Consider the following 15,615-nt stretch of genomic DNA (forward strand, 5'->3'; position numbering starts at 1 on the left):
CCAAAAGTCGGTTAAGCGGAGCCAGCTGACTTTTAGCGATTAACATGAGGCAACGTAAAAGGGACCGTGACTTTTGCCACGGTCCCCCCGGTTCTTTAGCTAGGTAAGGCTGAAGTTCATCTGGCACTTTATGGCGATATCGCCGAAACGTGTTCGGCCCAGCATAGTCCTGCGGTTAGCTACGCCACTAGCACCATGCACAGTTCGCATCGCACCAGTGGCTAGGCTAATCCTCAGACCAACCCGCTGGGCATCACACTCTGGTTTTGAAACGTGCTCCAAACCAACTGATGCCTGTGCCTGCTACGACAGCGGTCCAACGCAAAGCCCGCGTCACACCGCTGTCTAGGCAGTGCTCATTTGACACTTACCTGCAATATCGCCGAAACGTGTTCAACCAAGCTGACCTCTGCGATTGCTACGCTAAGGCCACAATGCCAAACCCAGGCATCATGTCCTTAGCTAGGCAATGCTCAAGGTCAACCCGCTTGGTTTCACACTCTAATATTTCTTAAACAGCCCCGTCAGGTTATCCATAAACGCTTGTAAGTAACGGTCCTGATCAACGTTGATTGCCACCTTAACGTTAGTTGGTTCCTTCAAGCGGGCCGGATCGCCAATGGTCCGACCATAATCTTCACCCTCGGCCTGCACGAACATGTTTAAGTCAAAAGTAGTCACAAAACTTGGATCAATTGCGACCCCAACGGCCAACGGATCGTGCAAAGCACAGCCGTGCAAGTGCGGGCTCGTTACCTTGTACGCATCAATATAGTAATCCACGATGTCGGCGAATTTTTCACCAGCGGTCGTTTGCAGGTCACGCCAAGATTTAGTTTCAGTGGTCGTAAGCAACGTCCGCAGGGTAACGTCTAATCCAACCATCGTTAAGTGAATTGGACTGGTGAAGACGGCGTTGGCCGCCTCAGCGTCCTGGTTAATGTTGGCTTCTGCGAAGTGACTCACGTTCCCAGGAACGGTCAGTGCACCGCCCATAATGGTCACATTGCCAATTTCGGTGGCGATTTCGGGCGCCTTTTTCAAAGCGGCGGCTAAGTTCGTCAGCGGGCCGGTTGGCACCAGCGTTAAGTCGGACCCGTACTTGTGGGCCGCGTCAATTAAAAAGTCCACCGCAGACTGGGTTTCGACTGCGCGTTTCGGTTTTGGCAACGCCACTTCACCAATCCCGTTTTTACCGTGAATTTGTTGTGAAATTGCCATTACGTCGAAGTGTTCAGTCGTGCTGGAATGCGGTTCACCGACAAAGACCGGTACGTCGGTGGCACCGAGTAACTCTAAAATCCGCAGGCTATTGTCCGCCGCTTGGTCAACGAGCACGTTACCGTACGAGCTCATGATCCCAATTAAATCGACGTCGGGCGCACCCACAGCGTAGGCGATTGCCAGTGAATCATCAATCCCAGTATCCAAGTCTAAAATCATTTTCCGTTTTGCCATCTGCAAAATCCTCCCTGTGAAAGACAGTTTTTAATGATTAGCGTTGTTGTTAGCTTAATTGTAAACGTTTCAGGGGACGGTGACAACGGCCGTTCGGAAATTCGCGTGAAAACTTGGCTTTTTCGGGGACTTAGCGGCCCCTAGTCAAAATGTAATCGCTGTCTTATACTAAAACTGAAGTAATTGTAAGGGGATGTTGACGGGTGAACTTTGAAAAGCATTACCGCTATACGGGTAAGGAACAGTTGACACTAGCGGCGCAAACAACGGCACCGGATCCGCGGTTTGCGGATGAAAAACTAATCAAAAAGCAAATTGCGAAGAATATCAAACAACTAAAGGAGTTACAAGGTAAGCTTTATGCTCAGGACCGCTACGGCGTCTTGATTATTTTTCAAGCGATGGACGCGGCCGGGAAGGACAGCATGATTCGCCATATTATGAGTGGGGTGAATCCACAGGGCTGTCGGGTGACGGCGTTTAAGCAGCCGACGAGTAACGAACTGGCCCACGATTATCTGTGGCGAATTCACCAGCAAGTTCCCGAGCGGGGCATGATTGGGATCTTTAATCGGTCCTATTATGAAGACGTGCTAGTTAGCCGGGTTCATCCCGAGCTAATCGTTAACGCCCATATTGGTGCACTTCAATCGGTCAGTGACGTTGACGATGCGTTTTTTGAACGCCGTTTCAACGACCTGCGCTTCTTTGAATCCTACTTGCAAGCCAATGGATTTTTGGTTTTGAAATTCTTTTTACACATGTCAAAGGCTGAACAGAAGCAACGCTTCATTCGGCGCATTGAGATTCCCAGTCATAATTGGAAGTTTTCGGCGGCCGACGTGCGTGAACGTCAGTACTGGGATGCTTACCAGCGGGTTTACGGGGATGCCTTGACGCACACCGCCACTAAGCAGGTGCCGTGGTATGTGATTCCATCTGATAGTAAGTGGTATTCGCGGTTGTGCGTTTCTGAAATTATTAATCAGCGCCTGGCTGAGTTACCGTTGGCGTACCCGTCACTCATGCCGAGTGAACAGGCGCAGTTAAAAGCAGCGTTAGACCAATTAGATCATGAAAATGAATGAAGAAGACCCGTAACCGCAACCAGCATGAAGGTGGTGACGGGCAGTTGGGTGGTACCAGCCAACGGGAGCCGCACGAATTAGCGCCGCCCCTTTGAAGACGAATAAGCGGCCGTGGCTTTTGCCACGGTCGCTTATTTGCCAATATCTAAAGATGACAGCGATTACAATCACGCTCGTGTCACGGAGTCAATGAATCCGGTGACGCATCCAGGTGAAGTAGCTTAATGCTAGTAAGCTTAACAGTAAGGCAATTCCAGTTGCGAGCCACGTACTTTCCGTACGTTCACCGGTTTGTGGGAGTCCCCGCACTGAATTGGTTTCTTCATCGGCTTCTTCAGCGGAAGCGGCCGGGGTGGTCGTCACGCTAGCTGAACCCGGCGCCGCAACAATGGTGGTTGTGGTGGGCACGAAGGAGCTTGGATTACTTGGCAGTGCTGGCGTCGCACCCGTAACGGGCTGCTGAGTGGAATTAGCACTCGCGGTCGTTGGCGGCAGGGCGGGCAATCCGGTTGCTGGGGCGGGCCCAGTCGGTTGGCTAGGGGCTGGTTGCAAACTAGTTGGCGGCGTTGGTTGGTCGTTTACCGGTGCAGTCGGACCTGGAACTTCCGGGGCGGCCGTCGTTGGGGCCTCGGGTTGTGGTTGACTTGGGTTCGTCGGCGCCGACGTATCCGGATTTTCTGGCGTTGAGGTACCCGGATTTTCCGGTGTTGACGTATCGGGGTTCTCCGGTGTCGAAGTATCCGGATTTTCCGGCGTTGAGGTACCCGGATTTCCCGGTGTTGACGTATCGGGGTTCTCCGGTGTCGACGTACCCGGATTTTCCGGCGTTGACGTATCGGGGTTCTCCGGCGTCGACGTATCCGGATTTTCCGGCGTTGACGTATCCGGATTTTCCGGCGCCGTTACCGGGGGATCATCTTCCACCGGTGCGGGCCGCACGATTGACGCGTCGGCGGAACCGCTATTTCCCTGATCATCAATGTAGGTGGCCTGGTTGGTATACAGGGCTTCCCCCGTTGGCTCGTTGGTCGTTGTCTGGTAAGTTAACGTTAAATGCCCCACGAACGCCCCCGTCGCGGTGACGATTAGCTGACTACCACTAACGGTGGCCGTTGCATCGATTGGGTTTCCTAACTCATCCGTTAACTTGGCACTATCAGCGACGTAGCTCTGGTTCGTGCTGATTTGATCCGTGATGACTGGGTTGACGAGTGAGTTTTCATTCGCTAAAACGTCAACCGTCCAATTTAATTTGGTTTGGTCAAGTGGGTCGGCCCACGCTACCGATTTACTCATCGCAATCGGCGCTAAGTCAATCGGTTGATCCGGGGTGGCCCCGATAACGGCTAAGTGAATATACCCACGGCGGTTTAACGGTCGTAACGTAAAGTAACTGTTTAAAGTGACGGTCCCGGTATGACTCCCCGCGGCAATGAAGAAGGTCCCGATGGTTCCGCCGTCAGAACTAACCATTGGGAAGGCGTCATCGGCGGGAATTTTAACGTTGGTTGGGACCTGAACGCTCAGAGTGTCACCCGAACGGACGAGGCTAGTGTTCGGAATACTCCAGTTATAGTTGACGGTGTATTCCGAACTTTCCGGTAACTCGGCGTCATGCGACAGGATGTTACCCGCGGCGTCTTTAATGACGGCGCTATTGACGTCCAATCCGGTCGCTTCGGTAATCACCCGCGCCTGACTAACGAGTGGTGGTGCGGCCAAACTTAAGAGGAGCCCACTAAGGGTGGCTAACAATAAAAACCAAATTTTACGCACAAGACATACCCCCATTCTTGCTGATTACTTGCCTAACTCGGCACCCATAATTTACCATGTTTGTACAGTGAAGCAACGCCAGGTGCATTGGTTTGGCAATTAAGCAAACAATGCGATAGTAATGGTGGCACAAATTTGGGTAAATCGCGCCGTTACGGGATTTGTGAGCGCTAGCAGTTCGCTTTGCATTCTAAGCGTAAATCCACTAGAATTAAGCCAACGTCAAATTTTTTAAGAGAGTAGGAACATGATGAGTACAACTTACGATTTAACGATTATTGGTGGGGGTCCGGTCGGAATGTTCGCGGCGTTTTACGCGGGCATGCGCAACGCCCGGGTCCAGTTGTTGGAAAGCTTACCCGAATTGGGCGGGCAGGTGCAGGCGCTGTATCCCGAAAAGCTGATTCACGACGTCGCCGGCTACCCCGGTATTAAGGGGCGCGAATTGGTTGCACAACTTGCCCGGCAGATGAAGCAGTTTCCAATCGACGTCCGGTTGAACGCGGCGGTGACCGACGTGGCAGGTCAGATTGGCGATTTTATGGTGACGACCGCGGACGGCCAAACTTCCAAGACGAAGGCGATTATCATTGCGACCGGGAACGGTGCGTTTGAGCCGCGCCGGCTCGCGGTGGATAACGCGGCAGACTTTGAAGGCCGGCAGTTATTCTACCACATTCCAAAGGTGGAGCAGTTTAAGGATCAGACCGTGCTGGTTGCCGGTGGGGGTGATTCGGCGATTGACATGGCGCTATTATTGGAACCGGTCGCCAAACAGGTGTACATTATGCACCGCCGCGACCAGTTTCGGGGAATGGAGCACAGCGTTGACTTGTTGAAGGCGTCGTCGGTGATTATTAAAACCCCATTTTTAATTAAAAAATTAGCAGAGACGCCAACCGGCCAATTAGGCCTAACGATGCGTGAAGTGCGCGGCGAAGCCGAAGAGCAGTTGGCCGTCGACGCTTTGGTGGTTAACTACGGGTTTATCGCGGACAATAAAGTCATTCGTAACTGGCACGTCGTACCAACGCTGACTCACCGGTTGTTTGCGGTTGATACGGAAATGAAGACCGATGTACCGGGCATTGCGGCCATTGGGGACACCGTTACTTATCCGGGCAAACTGGGATTGATTGCCAGCGGGTTTGGGGAGGCCCCGAACGCGGTCAACCAGTTAATGATGACGCTCTATCCGGAACGGCGCAGTCCGTTGCACAGTACCACTTTATTTGAAAAGCAGGGGCGCTAGTCATTTTTTATCATAATTAAATTAAACCCGCTGACAGTTAGCAATGGTGCTAACCGTCAGCGGGTTTTGTGATTTGATGCAAGTGTTGGTTTTAACTCTGGTCCGTTAAACTCAGTTCGTTCATGAAGGTGAGGAGTAGTTTGGCGTAGCTGGGGTGCTCAGTAGTCGTTCGGACTTGGCGCTGCATTTGACGCGTGTTGTTGGTGATCACGCCGTCAACGCCCATGAACATCATCTGGGTCATCTGATCCTCATCGTCGATGTCCCACGCATAAACTAGTTTATGGGCACGCTCGGCCTTGTCAACAAAGCGGTCGTTAAGGGTCGTGACTTCCATCGTGTAGCCATCCGCCACGGTATGTGGGAAGGTCAGGTTATACGGTAAAATGTAGCTGGTCGTCTGCTGCTGATCACGTTGCTTGAGGTCGCTCATCACCCGGTAACTCAACGTCTGGACCTGATCGTGGTGCTGCTTCAAACTGGCACCATATCGCTGGACGAAGCGGCGCGTGTCGGCCCGGGTGTAGGCGCGGTTCGTCTTGATTTCCACGAGCAAGCGTTGGCCAGACTGGTGGGCGGCTTGTAAGTAAGCGTCGAAGCTGGGAATTTTAGCCGCGTGGCCGTTCTCCCGGACGGTTAAACGCTGCAGTTGCGCAAGGGTTAGGTTGGCCGTGCGCACGTTTTTACCAGTTAGCGTTTTGAGGTTGGTATCGTGCATCACGACAAACTGATGATCCTTGGTGACTTGCACATCCATCTCAACGTAGGCCGGGTGCGCCTGTGCGGTTTTTTTCAAAGCGGGAATGGTGTTTTGAACGCCGTTATGGTGATCGACCCCGCGGTGCGCAATGATGAGTGGTTTACTAATTGCCAGCCCGTTGAGGTAAATTAGGTTAAAGCCAACGAGGACCCCGCTGGCTAAAACGAGGCCCGCAACCACGCCAGTACGGGTCCACCGCTTTAAATGCGGCGGCTCGTTAAAGTAGCGGGGGCGCTTAGAAATGAGGCTTAAATCTTGCCGGTAAAGGGCGATGAACAACATCATGAAGAGCGCGGTCGTGTAACAGATCAGGATTTCAGTTGCGATTTCCATCAAAAAGAGGTTGACGGTCGCGGCGCCCATTGCCAGCGTCGTTTGATCCCAAGCTAGCTGAGCAACGTAGAGTACGCCGTAAATTAAACTGACACTAAGACCGGTCATGAGGAGAATGACCAGCATAGCCCATAAATTGCGGAGCGTCCGGTGCCTGGTCTGCGACCAACTACGCCGAACCGCAATCCGCCAGGGGAGCTGGTCCAAAATCATCAGTGGTAGCAGGGCGATGAGACGTAACCCCAGGTAGCCGGTAATCAGGTAAAACGCCGCCAGCGCAACCGTCATCCAGGGATTGTCCATCAGGAAGCTGACGATGAATGCTGGAATCCGGGCCTTGTTCAGCAGTGGGGTGGTAAACATGAAACTGCCAAACGGGAGGATCACAATGAAGTAGCCCACGAAGAGGGGAAAACTACTCAAAGACGTGTGCCGTAAGCTACCGACCGTTGCGCGTAAAACCTGGCGGACCGTTTGCGGCCGCCCGCGGAGAATGTTGGTAATGCCCAGTAACAAGAAGGCAAATTGCCAGTAGACGAGCTCAATCAGCGCCACTAATAAAACGAGCATTCCCAGCATCGCCAGCGGTGCCTGCCGGGCAATGGCCGCGAAGTTAGTGTACGAAACGTAAGCGACGCCCTGACTCTTTAGTAACAGTTCCAACGCTTCGTTGAAAAACGGAATCGCTAAGTAGCTGATCACTAGGTTGGTCCCAAAAATTAGCGCGACGTAACTTCCCCAATTACGATAAAACCGGCGGGTCGCGCCCCACCAAAATTGCCATGCACCCATTATCAAAACTCCCTTATCGTCATAGATAGTTATAGTTTAGCACGGGCGCGTCGAAAAAAACTGACGAAATGGTTAAAAGCTATCACGGTTACTTTAGAAATGAACGTTGTGGTCGTTACTTTCTTAGTGAACAAAACCCCCAACTACGACAATGGCAGTTGGGGGTTCCGTTGCAGGACAACCAGTTATTGACCGGAAGCACTGCTGCTAGAAGTGGACTGGTTGGTATCATTTTCATCCGGATTGGTGATCTTGATCCGCGTTGAGTCGGTCTTCTTATGTGAATCTTCAGGCGCGTCCGTCTTGTACAGTGATTCGGTCGATTTGTTACCGTTCTTGCTATACAGACTAGTCGAGCCCTTCTTGAGTTTTTCTTCAATCTGAATGGTCTTTTCGAGTTCGTCAGCGTAGTTATAGTCGGACGCATCAACGGCCTTAAAGTCCTTCGGCGTATAGAAGCGCAAAAGGTTCTTCGTGTTCAGCGAATCCGACAGGCTCAGTTCCTTGTTGACCTTCTTTTGCAGTTTGTCGATCCGTTTCTGGAGGGCCTCGTCGTCACTCGTATCGACCTCTTCACCGGTATGATTGTCATAAACGGTATCATTGAGGACGGTGTACTTCGGGGTGACAAAATCACGGTTTCGAAACGCGACCGTCTGGTCATGATCTTTGGAGAAGAGGTCGGTCCCAAACTGAATGTAGCGTTTGCTAGAAATTCCCAGCAAATGGAGCAGGGTTGGGAGGACGTCAATTTCACCACCATAGGTGGATTCGATTTTTCCGCCGGTCGTTCCGGGGAGGTTGACCATGAACGGAACCCGTTGCAATTGCGCGTTGTCAAACGAACTCCAATCGTCGGCCGACTTACCAAGAATTGGCGCCAACGTATCGTTTTCACTGTTGGACAAGCCGTAGTGGTCCCCGTACAGAACAATCATCGAGTTCTTCAATAAGCCAGCTTTTTCTAAGTACTGGTAGAATTCCTGAATTGATTGATCCAAGTAATGGGCCGTTTGGAAGTAGCCGTTAATGGCGGAATCGCTAGTATCAGTCGTCTTAAAGTCGGTATCTTCTTCGTCCAACGTGAACGGAAAGTGGTTCGTGACCGTAATGTACTTAACGTAGAACGGTTGTTGGAGTCGTTCGAGGTACTGGACGGAATGCTTGAATAGTAATTTATCTTTCAAGCCGTAACCGGTTGATTTATCACCAGTGGTATCGAAGTAGCTAGCATCAAAGAAGTATTGATAACCCATATTCTTGTAAGTGTTATTGCGGTTCCAGAAGCTGGCGACGTTTCCGTGAAAGACGGCGGACGAGTAATTGCCGCGCTGGTTTAAAATTGCCGGAGCGGCTTGGAAAGTGTTATCCGAACCTAGTTGCGAGAATAGTGACCCGGTGGACAGTCCGTAAGTACTCGTTTCCAACATGTTTTCGGCATCACTAGTTTTACCCTGGCCAACCTGATGGAAAAAGTTCTTAAAGGCGTAAGTCGATTGGCTATGATACAACTTATTCAGGAACGGGGTAACTTCCTTGCCGTCGATTTTTTTATCAATCAGAAATTGTTGGAAACTTTCCAAGTGAATGACAATCACGTTTTTACCCTTGGCAATCCCATACATCTTGTCATTCGGCGCTGCGTAATGAGCCTTGGTAAAATCGTGAACCGTATCTAGTTCCGATTTCTTGGCGCTCGCCCGCTGATGATTCGTTTGCTCATCTTTAATGGCGTCATACACCGTGAATGCGTCTAAACCGAGGTATTTAACCAGGTAATTACGGTCAAAGGTCCGGGTCAATAACTGTGGCCGGTTGGCTTCGGCAAGCGCCAAGTTAAGGCCAAAGCCAGCCAGGGCGACCGACGTGTAGGCAAACGCCGAGTGCTTCCGGATTGGTCGTTGGTCCTGCTTGATAACGTGAACCAGTAACAGGCCGAGGACGACGATTAAATCGACCCAGTAAATCAGGTCGTAGCCCTTCATTAAAGCCAGTGACGAGCCGGTCAGTCCCTGATTAACTTTGGAATAACCGGTAATCGTACTCACCGTCATGAAGTCGGTGAATTCACGGTAATAAATGACGTTAGCGTACAGTAAAATCGTATCGAGCGCATCAATCAACAGTAATAGGTAGTAATAATAGCCAGTTTTCCGAATATAAAAAGCTAGACTAAACAGAAAAACCGTGGTTGCGATTGGGTTGACCAACATTAAGAATACTTGCAAGATGTCGGCCACGCCCAATGAGAACTCTGCGAGGTACGCGAAAATCGTTTTAGCCCAGAATAGTAATACTAAGAGCCAAAAGAACCCGATCCGCGTATTCACGAGTTGGCGGAATTTGGTAAACATGAATATAAGACCTCATTCTGTGACAAATTTAGGGTAACGTTAAAGGTACTATCAAGTCATTTTAACATAAGAGACCGGTTCGAAATCGCTAACATTTTTAAGAATGCGTTAAATGCAGAATTGACGGTAATTAAAACAACCGGTATGCTCATCTTTAGAGGTGGTCAAAAGGTATGAAAATTGAAAAAAGTAATCAAACGACGTCGGCGGTTTACCGCGACGCGCTCGCAATTCGGCGAGCAGTTTTCATTGATGAGCAGGGGATTGCCCCGGAAGATGAGCTGGATCAAGTGACGGCGGCGACCTGGCATTACGTGGCTTACGATGACCAGAACCAGCCGGTGGCGACTGCTCGCATTACCCCGGAAGGCCCTGGTAGTTGGCACGTACAGCGGGTTGCGACACTCAAAACGGCTCGCGGTCACGGCTATGCCCGCCAGTTACTGGCCCAAATTGCCCTGGATGCGCGGGCGGCTAACACGCAGCGTTTAGTGTTGGGCGCGCAAGTGACCGCGCAGAGCTTTTATCAGCAGCTGGGTTTTCAAGCAGTGGGCCCGGAATTTATGGAAGCCGGGTTACGGCACCAACAGATGCAACGCAGGTTCTAAGCGGCGTCCTAAATCAGCAATACAATTAGATTTGCCGAATGAATGCGGTCCCCAACGGTTAAGGGGCGAATTTGTTCGGCAAATTTTCATTTAAGGCTTATTAGTACACCTCCGTAACGGGATGGTTTTATGGTTAACGTAGTTAGGACGCGTGGGGACGTCGCCGTTAGCCAGTTAAGTTGCGGCGAGCTAAACGTTCTAATGGTTTAGTTGTGTGTTAGGTAGTCATGATAGAAATGGGGGAAAGAGTTTATGCGAGCCAAATTGTTTACAGCCCTTCTTGGTCTGTTGACAGTTATTGCAACGGTCTTCGCACTGGGATCCGTTGCTCGCGCCGATGAAATCCCAGCACTGGGGTTAACCGGTAGTGACGCAACCGTGACGGACCGCTATGGCCACGTCATTACGGACACGAATACGTTAAGCAAATGGGAAGACTATACTGTGCAGTATAACTGGTCAATTCGAGATGGGCAACCAATTGCGGATGGCGATACGACGACGGTGACGTTACCAAACGGGGCCGTCGCGCCGGTCAACCTTAGTTTTCCGTTGAAAGATAATAATGGGCGCGTTGTTGGGACTTTTGCAATCCAGGCCGGGCAAACGACCGGGACCATTACGTTTAACGATGCGTTGTCGCAAACTGGGACGAACCGGACGGGAACCCTCCAATTTTTCGCGAAGGGGACCGTTGATAACGACGTACACTTTGACTGGTCAATCAACAAAATTGGTTGGATTGGGGATTATGACGCCAACGGCTTACCGTCAACGTTAGCGTGGAACGTGGCGTTTAACCCAACCGGTCAGAATTTGGGAACGGTCACGGTCACCGATACCCTGGGGCCAAATCAGACCTTTATTCCGGGTTCGGTTGTGGCTCAAACTGGGAGCTACAATGACGTCGGTAACTTCATTCAAAGTGGGACGACCACGCCAACCGTAGCGGTCAATGGTAACCAGATTACGTTTACGTTCCATGACATTACGACCGCGGTGAACATGGTCTACAACGTTCAGTTAGCCAACGTGACGGAAAATAGTAACAATTGGACGAATTCAGCATCGATGAACGGCGTCACGATTAGTAGCAACGTTAGTTACGGCGGTGATGGGACCGGGAATGGTGAGGACCACCTCGGGAGCATCATGCTGTTAAAGGAAGACGCGGATACGAAGGCACCGTTGAGTGGCGCTGAGTACGAGTTGCAAGACAGTGCCGGCAACGTGATTCAGTCAGGATTGACGACGAATGCCAACGGTGAGCTGATCATCAGCAACTTACGGTTAGGTAACTATCAGTTAGTTGAAACGAAAGCGCCAACGGGTTATCAGCTGGATTCAACGCCAATTCCGTTCACAATTGATTTGAATACTGCGCGTGAATTAACGGACTTGACGCAGTCAAACCAAAAGCTGCCAGTGGCCCCAACGACTGGTGAGGTTGTTTTAACGAAAACCGCGTTTGATACGCAGGAGCCGTTAGCCGGAGCGGTTTATCAATTGACCGACGGCACTGGTCAAGTGCTGAAAACGGGGCTGACAACTGATCAAACTGGTCAGTTATCGGTCGCCGGCTTAGCACCTGGTGACTATCAATTCGTTGAAACGCAGGCCCCAACCGGGTACCAATTGAACGCCACACCAATCAAGTTTACGATTACGAGTGGTCAGACGGCGCCCGTTAAGGTGAGCGCCACCAATCAGCCAATTGAAGCGGCTCCGGGCGAACCTGGAAATCCTGGCACCACTGAGCCGGAGAATCCAGGAACGACTGAACCTGAAAATCCTGGCACCACTGAGCCGGAGAATCCAGGAACAACTGAACCTGAAAATCCTGGTACCACAGAGCCGGAGAATCCAGGAACAACTGAACCTGAGAACCCAGGTACTAGTCAGCCGGGAACAACTGAACCCGGGACGACCGCACCTGGAACCAGTACTCCGGGGACGACTGGTCCGGCGCAACCCGGGACTGGCGAACCAGATTTAGGTCAACCGGAGACGCCAGCACCAGCGACGCCAGCACCGGCTAAGCCGCAGCCCGCGCCGAGTCAACCCGCACCCACAACACCAACTGTGCCAGGGGTGACCGCACCAGCAACGGGCGCTAGTCAAGCTGGTTCAACGGCGACGATTGGTCAAACGGGTCAGGCGTCCAGCAATGGTTCAGCCGCGACCGTTAATGGTCAGCGGCCAGCCAATGCCATTACGCCAGCGGTTAACCAGTTGCCACAAACTGGTGAACGGCGTTCGCAACCGCTCGCAGTTGTAGTTGGCTTAGCCCTACTGTTAATGCTAATTGGTTTTAGCGTTTATACTGTTCGGCGGCAAGGCTAGTCACAAGTTAACAGTGGCTGATTAAATCCGCATCCTTGAACGAATTGTTCAGGGGTGCGGATTTTTTTAGTTCATAATATGTGATGTCAAGCTGTTAAAACAGGGTCAAGCTAGCCACCCGGTTACCCCCGCTGCTGGCGGCAACCGCAACACCAATTGGTACAGAACCATTTTTCCGGCGCGGGGCTGGTCTCTGAAAAATTCGGGTGAATGTGCTAAGCTATGGCGACAATCAATTAAGAATGGGGTTATTAAATATGGATTATTCCGCATTATTAGGACCGGACCGCTACGATTTAGCTGTGCAATTAGCTGGTCAGTACCACCTTGATCCGAGCCAGGTGCTGTTTGGTTACTTGCAAGTTGTCAGTCGGATGACGGGGGCGCAGCCGGATGACCCGGCGGACTTAAAGGATCCGCGGGTGCGCGCCGCCATCAATACCGAATTTGATCACTTTTTGAAACGCCGGCACTAGTCCGCGCGAAAGATAAACGGCGCGTGCCAAGTCGCGGCCATCGTCGGCGTTAATTGGATTTGTTGGTGTCGCAGCGTCGTGCGCGCAACGAAGTGGTAAGTCGCGTGTGTTAAATCAATTACACTGCGGTAGTGGGTGTAGTTGTGACTGACCTGGTTGCGCTTGGCCGGGTCGAAGGGAATGCTCACGGCTGCCAGCCAGTCGAGTAGGGTCGTTGGCGCCTGGGCGGGCGTGAGTTGCGGACTACCGAGGCGGCGAATCGCCATGTGATTAAAGCGCCGGGTGGGCACCACCCCACTGGGTAAAGGACGCTGAGACGCAACCCAATTTTGGGCCGCGGTTCGGACAGCTTCAAACGGCTGGTCCGCAACGTCGAGTAGCCGCCGCAAGTTCGTTAAGTGAACGGGTAAGGTCGGCGTGTTTGTTAGAACGCCCGCCGGATTGGCTTGCGCGTGCAGGGTGGGCGTGGTCGGTTCAATTACGATTTGGGCGCCAGTTTGATCACTGATGAACCAGTGGAAGGGGTAGACCTGATCAGCACCGCCCCACAGGCCGGCAACTAGGTTGACCCGTGGTAGGTCAGCTTGAACTTCGGCCACGGTGGCGTGTTCACCGAGGACCCAGTTGATGAAGCCCTGTGGGGTTAGGTTAATTTGGTCGGTTTGGGCGGCTGACTGGTAGTGCACGGCGTGTGGCAGGTAAAGTTCGGCACAGGTCAGCCCGGCTTCGTTGAGACCGTCCGCCATCAAACAGCTCGCAAAGTGAATTGGAAGGCGGCCGCCGCCTAAGATGGCGTAGCGGGTCGTGCGGTTAGTTTGTAGGCCGGTGGGCCACTGATAGCCCCGGGGCAAAAAGATTGGTCGCCAGGGCGTGGTCGTGGGAAAGTCCATGGTGCGCGCGAAGTAGTGACCGCCGCGCGTATCGGTATAGGTAAGGCTCGTACACATGCAAAAGCGCTCCTTTCGTTGCCCTTAGTATACGCTTACAATGACCGGCCGCCAAAGCATCGGTTTTCGTGAACGACCTAATTAAATGTTAATTGACATTAGAAAAGGGTAATTTTGTAGGCTCATTATTTTCCAATCTTTAAAAGCGTGTTATAATAATGTTTCAATAACTATCAAAGCGAGGTCTTCATAGTGAGTGGATATAACGTCGCGATCGTTGGCGCAACCGGTGCAGTCGGTGCACGGATGATCAAAATGGTGGAACAAACAAGTTTACCGGTTAATTCGGTTAAGCTGTTGGCATCAAGTCGTTCAGCAGGTAAGCAACTTCAATTTAACGGCCAAGCATTAACGGTTGAAGAAACCGTTCCTGAATCATTCGAAGGAATTGATTTGGCACTGTTTTCAGCGGGTGGGTCGGTCTCCAAGAAGTTTGCCCCCGAAGCCGTTAAACGCGGTGCGGTGGTTGTTGACAATACGAGTGCGTTTCGGATGGATCCAAAGATTCCGTTGGTCGTTCCCGAAGTAAACCCCGAAGCCCTGAAATTACATCACGGTATCGTGGCGAACCCGAACTGTTCGACGATTCAAATGGTGGTTGCGTTGGAACCAATTCGCAAGGCCTTTGGGTTGAAGCGGGTCATTGTTTCAACTTATCAAGCCGTTAGTGGTGCGGGTAACCGGGCCTTAAAGGAATTACACGATGAAACGCAAGCCTACTTAAACGGTGAAGAAATGCACGCGGAAATTTTACCAACTGCTGGGGATAAGAAACATTATCCGATCGCCTTCAACGCGCTCCCACAAATTGACGTGTTTGAAGAAGACGGTTACACCCATGAAGAATGGAAAATGATCCACGAAACCAAGAAGATTATGTTGAATGATATGGATGCGAAGGACATTAAGGTAACGGCTACCTGTGTTCGGATTCCAGTTCCAGTGAGTCATTCAGAATCAATTTACTTCGAAGTTGAGGATCCAAAGGCCACGGTCAAGGGCATTCAAGATGCTTTGGCAGCGGCACCGGGCATCGTCTTGCAAGACGACCCTGATCACCAAATTTACCCGCAGGCTCACAACGCCGAAGGGTCCCGCGACACGTTCGTTGGTCGGATTCGGCCGGATCAAGAAACGCCGCAAGCTTTCCAGATGTGGAACGTTTCTGACAACATGTTGAAGGGGGCTGCTTGGAATTCGGTTCAGATTGCTGAAACGATGCACAAGATGGGCTTATTACACATGCAATAAGGTTTTATCAGGTTGACGAGTTGTTGACCAACTAAAAGCGGTTGACGTTAGTTTTAAGACTAATGTCAACCGCTTTTTGAGTTCGCTTTAATTCTCGGGCCTATGATATTTGGTGTTGATCTGCTAAGAAGGTTGCCAATTGAATTTTCAATCAGTTCGTTGTGATTAGCGAAATAG

Annotated in this window: 11 protein-coding genes; 6 read left to right on the forward strand and 5 right to left on the reverse strand. The window is 51.4% G+C overall.

Annotated elements, in window-relative coordinates; genetic code table 11:
- Positions 1 to 501 precede the first annotated feature (501 nt).
- Entirely contained in the window at positions 502 to 1,458 is a 957-nt protein-coding gene (locus FFM79_RS06930) for a nucleoside hydrolase (protein WP_137642743.1), read from the reverse strand.
- A 203-nt stretch (positions 1,459 to 1,661) separates the two neighbouring features.
- On the opposite strand from FFM79_RS06930, the gene FFM79_RS06935 reads away from it, so the two are divergent.
- Positions 1,662 to 2,546, forward strand: a complete 885-nt coding sequence (locus FFM79_RS06935; RefSeq protein ID WP_137642744.1) for a polyphosphate kinase 2 family protein — start codon at positions 1,662 to 1,664, stop codon at positions 2,544 to 2,546.
- Positions 2,547 to 2,732: 186 nt separating this feature from the next.
- Here FFM79_RS06935 and FFM79_RS06940 read toward each other — a convergent pair whose 3' ends face one another.
- The gene (locus FFM79_RS06940; protein ID WP_137642745.1) at positions 2,733 to 4,322 is read right to left on the reverse strand and encodes an Ig-like domain-containing protein; all 1,590 of its coding nucleotides are present in this window, start codon (positions 4,320 to 4,322) and stop codon (positions 2,733 to 2,735) included.
- Between the two features lie 250 nt (positions 4,323 to 4,572).
- On the opposite strand from FFM79_RS06940, the gene FFM79_RS06945 reads away from it, so the two are divergent.
- Entirely contained in the window at positions 4,573 to 5,574 is a 1,002-nt protein-coding gene (locus FFM79_RS06945; protein ID WP_137642756.1) for an NAD(P)/FAD-dependent oxidoreductase, read from the forward strand.
- 91 nt (positions 5,575 to 5,665) lie between these two features.
- Here FFM79_RS06945 and FFM79_RS06950 read toward each other — a convergent pair whose 3' ends face one another.
- Both FFM79_RS06950 and FFM79_RS06955 read right to left on the reverse strand, forming a co-directional pair.
- The gene (locus tag FFM79_RS06950) at positions 5,666 to 7,459 is read right to left on the reverse strand and encodes a glycerophosphodiester phosphodiesterase (RefSeq protein WP_137642746.1); all 1,794 of its coding nucleotides are present in this window, start codon (positions 7,457 to 7,459) and stop codon (positions 5,666 to 5,668) included.
- 185 nt (positions 7,460 to 7,644) lie between these two features.
- Positions 7,645 to 9,813, reverse strand: coding sequence for an LTA synthase family protein (locus tag FFM79_RS06955; protein ID WP_137642747.1), 2,169 nt, complete (start codon positions 9,811 to 9,813; stop codon positions 7,645 to 7,647).
- Positions 9,814 to 9,986: 173 nt separating this feature from the next.
- Here FFM79_RS06955 and FFM79_RS06960 point away from each other — a divergent pair, with 173 nt between their 5' ends.
- From FFM79_RS06960 to FFM79_RS06970, 3 genes are all read left to right on the forward strand, one after another.
- Positions 9,987 to 10,421 carry a GNAT family N-acetyltransferase gene (locus FFM79_RS06960; protein WP_137642748.1) on the forward strand — a complete coding sequence of 145 codons (435 nt, stop codon included), beginning with the start codon at positions 9,987 to 9,989 and terminating at the stop codon, positions 10,419 to 10,421.
- A gap of 252 nt (positions 10,422 to 10,673) precedes the next feature.
- Positions 10,674 to 12,764 carry a SpaA isopeptide-forming pilin-related protein gene (locus FFM79_RS06965; RefSeq protein ID WP_137642749.1) on the forward strand — a complete coding sequence of 697 codons (2,091 nt, stop codon included), beginning with the start codon at positions 10,674 to 10,676 and terminating at the stop codon, positions 12,762 to 12,764.
- A gap of 257 nt (positions 12,765 to 13,021) precedes the next feature.
- Positions 13,022 to 13,240 carry a hypothetical protein gene (locus FFM79_RS06970; RefSeq protein WP_137642750.1) on the forward strand — a complete coding sequence of 73 codons (219 nt, stop codon included), beginning with the start codon at positions 13,022 to 13,024 and terminating at the stop codon, positions 13,238 to 13,240.
- On the opposite strand, the gene FFM79_RS06975 is transcribed toward FFM79_RS06970, so the two are convergent.
- Positions 13,237 to 14,187 (reverse strand): linear amide C-N hydrolase, encoded by a 951-nt coding sequence (locus tag FFM79_RS06975; RefSeq protein ID WP_137642751.1) that lies wholly within the window; start codon positions 14,185 to 14,187, stop codon positions 13,237 to 13,239. The genes FFM79_RS06970 and FFM79_RS06975 overlap by 4 nt on opposite strands.
- Before the next feature lie 192 nt (positions 14,188 to 14,379).
- Between FFM79_RS06975 and FFM79_RS06980 the strand changes: the two genes are divergently transcribed.
- Positions 14,380 to 15,438, forward strand: coding sequence for an aspartate-semialdehyde dehydrogenase (locus FFM79_RS06980; RefSeq protein ID WP_137642752.1), 1,059 nt, complete (start codon positions 14,380 to 14,382; stop codon positions 15,436 to 15,438).
- Positions 15,439 to 15,615: the final 177 nt, after the last annotated feature.

The organism is Lactiplantibacillus modestisalitolerans (assembly GCF_005405425.1).
GTDB classification, from domain to species: Bacteria; Bacillota; Bacilli; order Lactobacillales; family Lactobacillaceae; genus Lactiplantibacillus; species Lactiplantibacillus modestisalitolerans.

Bases quoted from the DNA above. Each gene is read 5' to 3' on its own strand.
- FFM79_RS06945 (WP_137642756.1), top strand. From the start codon at position 4,573: ATGAGTACAACTTACGATTTAACGATTATTGGTGGGGGTCCGGTCGGA.
- FFM79_RS06930 (WP_137642743.1), bottom strand. From the start codon at position 1,458: ATGGCAAAACGGAAAATGATTTTAGACTTGGATACTGGGATTGATGAT.
- FFM79_RS06965 (WP_137642749.1), top strand. From the start codon at position 10,674: ATGCGAGCCAAATTGTTTACAGCCCTTCTTGGTCTGTTGACAGTTATT.
- FFM79_RS06960 (WP_137642748.1), top strand. From the start codon at position 9,987: ATGAAAATTGAAAAAAGTAATCAAACGACGTCGGCGGTTTACCGCGAC.
- FFM79_RS06955 (WP_137642747.1), bottom strand. From the start codon at position 9,813: ATGTTTACCAAATTCCGCCAACTCGTGAATACGCGGATCGGGTTCTTT.
- FFM79_RS06950 (WP_137642746.1), bottom strand. From the start codon at position 7,459: ATGGGTGCATGGCAATTTTGGTGGGGCGCGACCCGCCGGTTTTATCGT.
- FFM79_RS06975 (WP_137642751.1), bottom strand. From the start codon at position 14,187: ATGTGTACGAGCCTTACCTATACCGATACGCGCGGCGGTCACTACTTC.
- FFM79_RS06970 (WP_137642750.1), top strand. From the start codon at position 13,022: ATGGATTATTCCGCATTATTAGGACCGGACCGCTACGATTTAGCTGTG.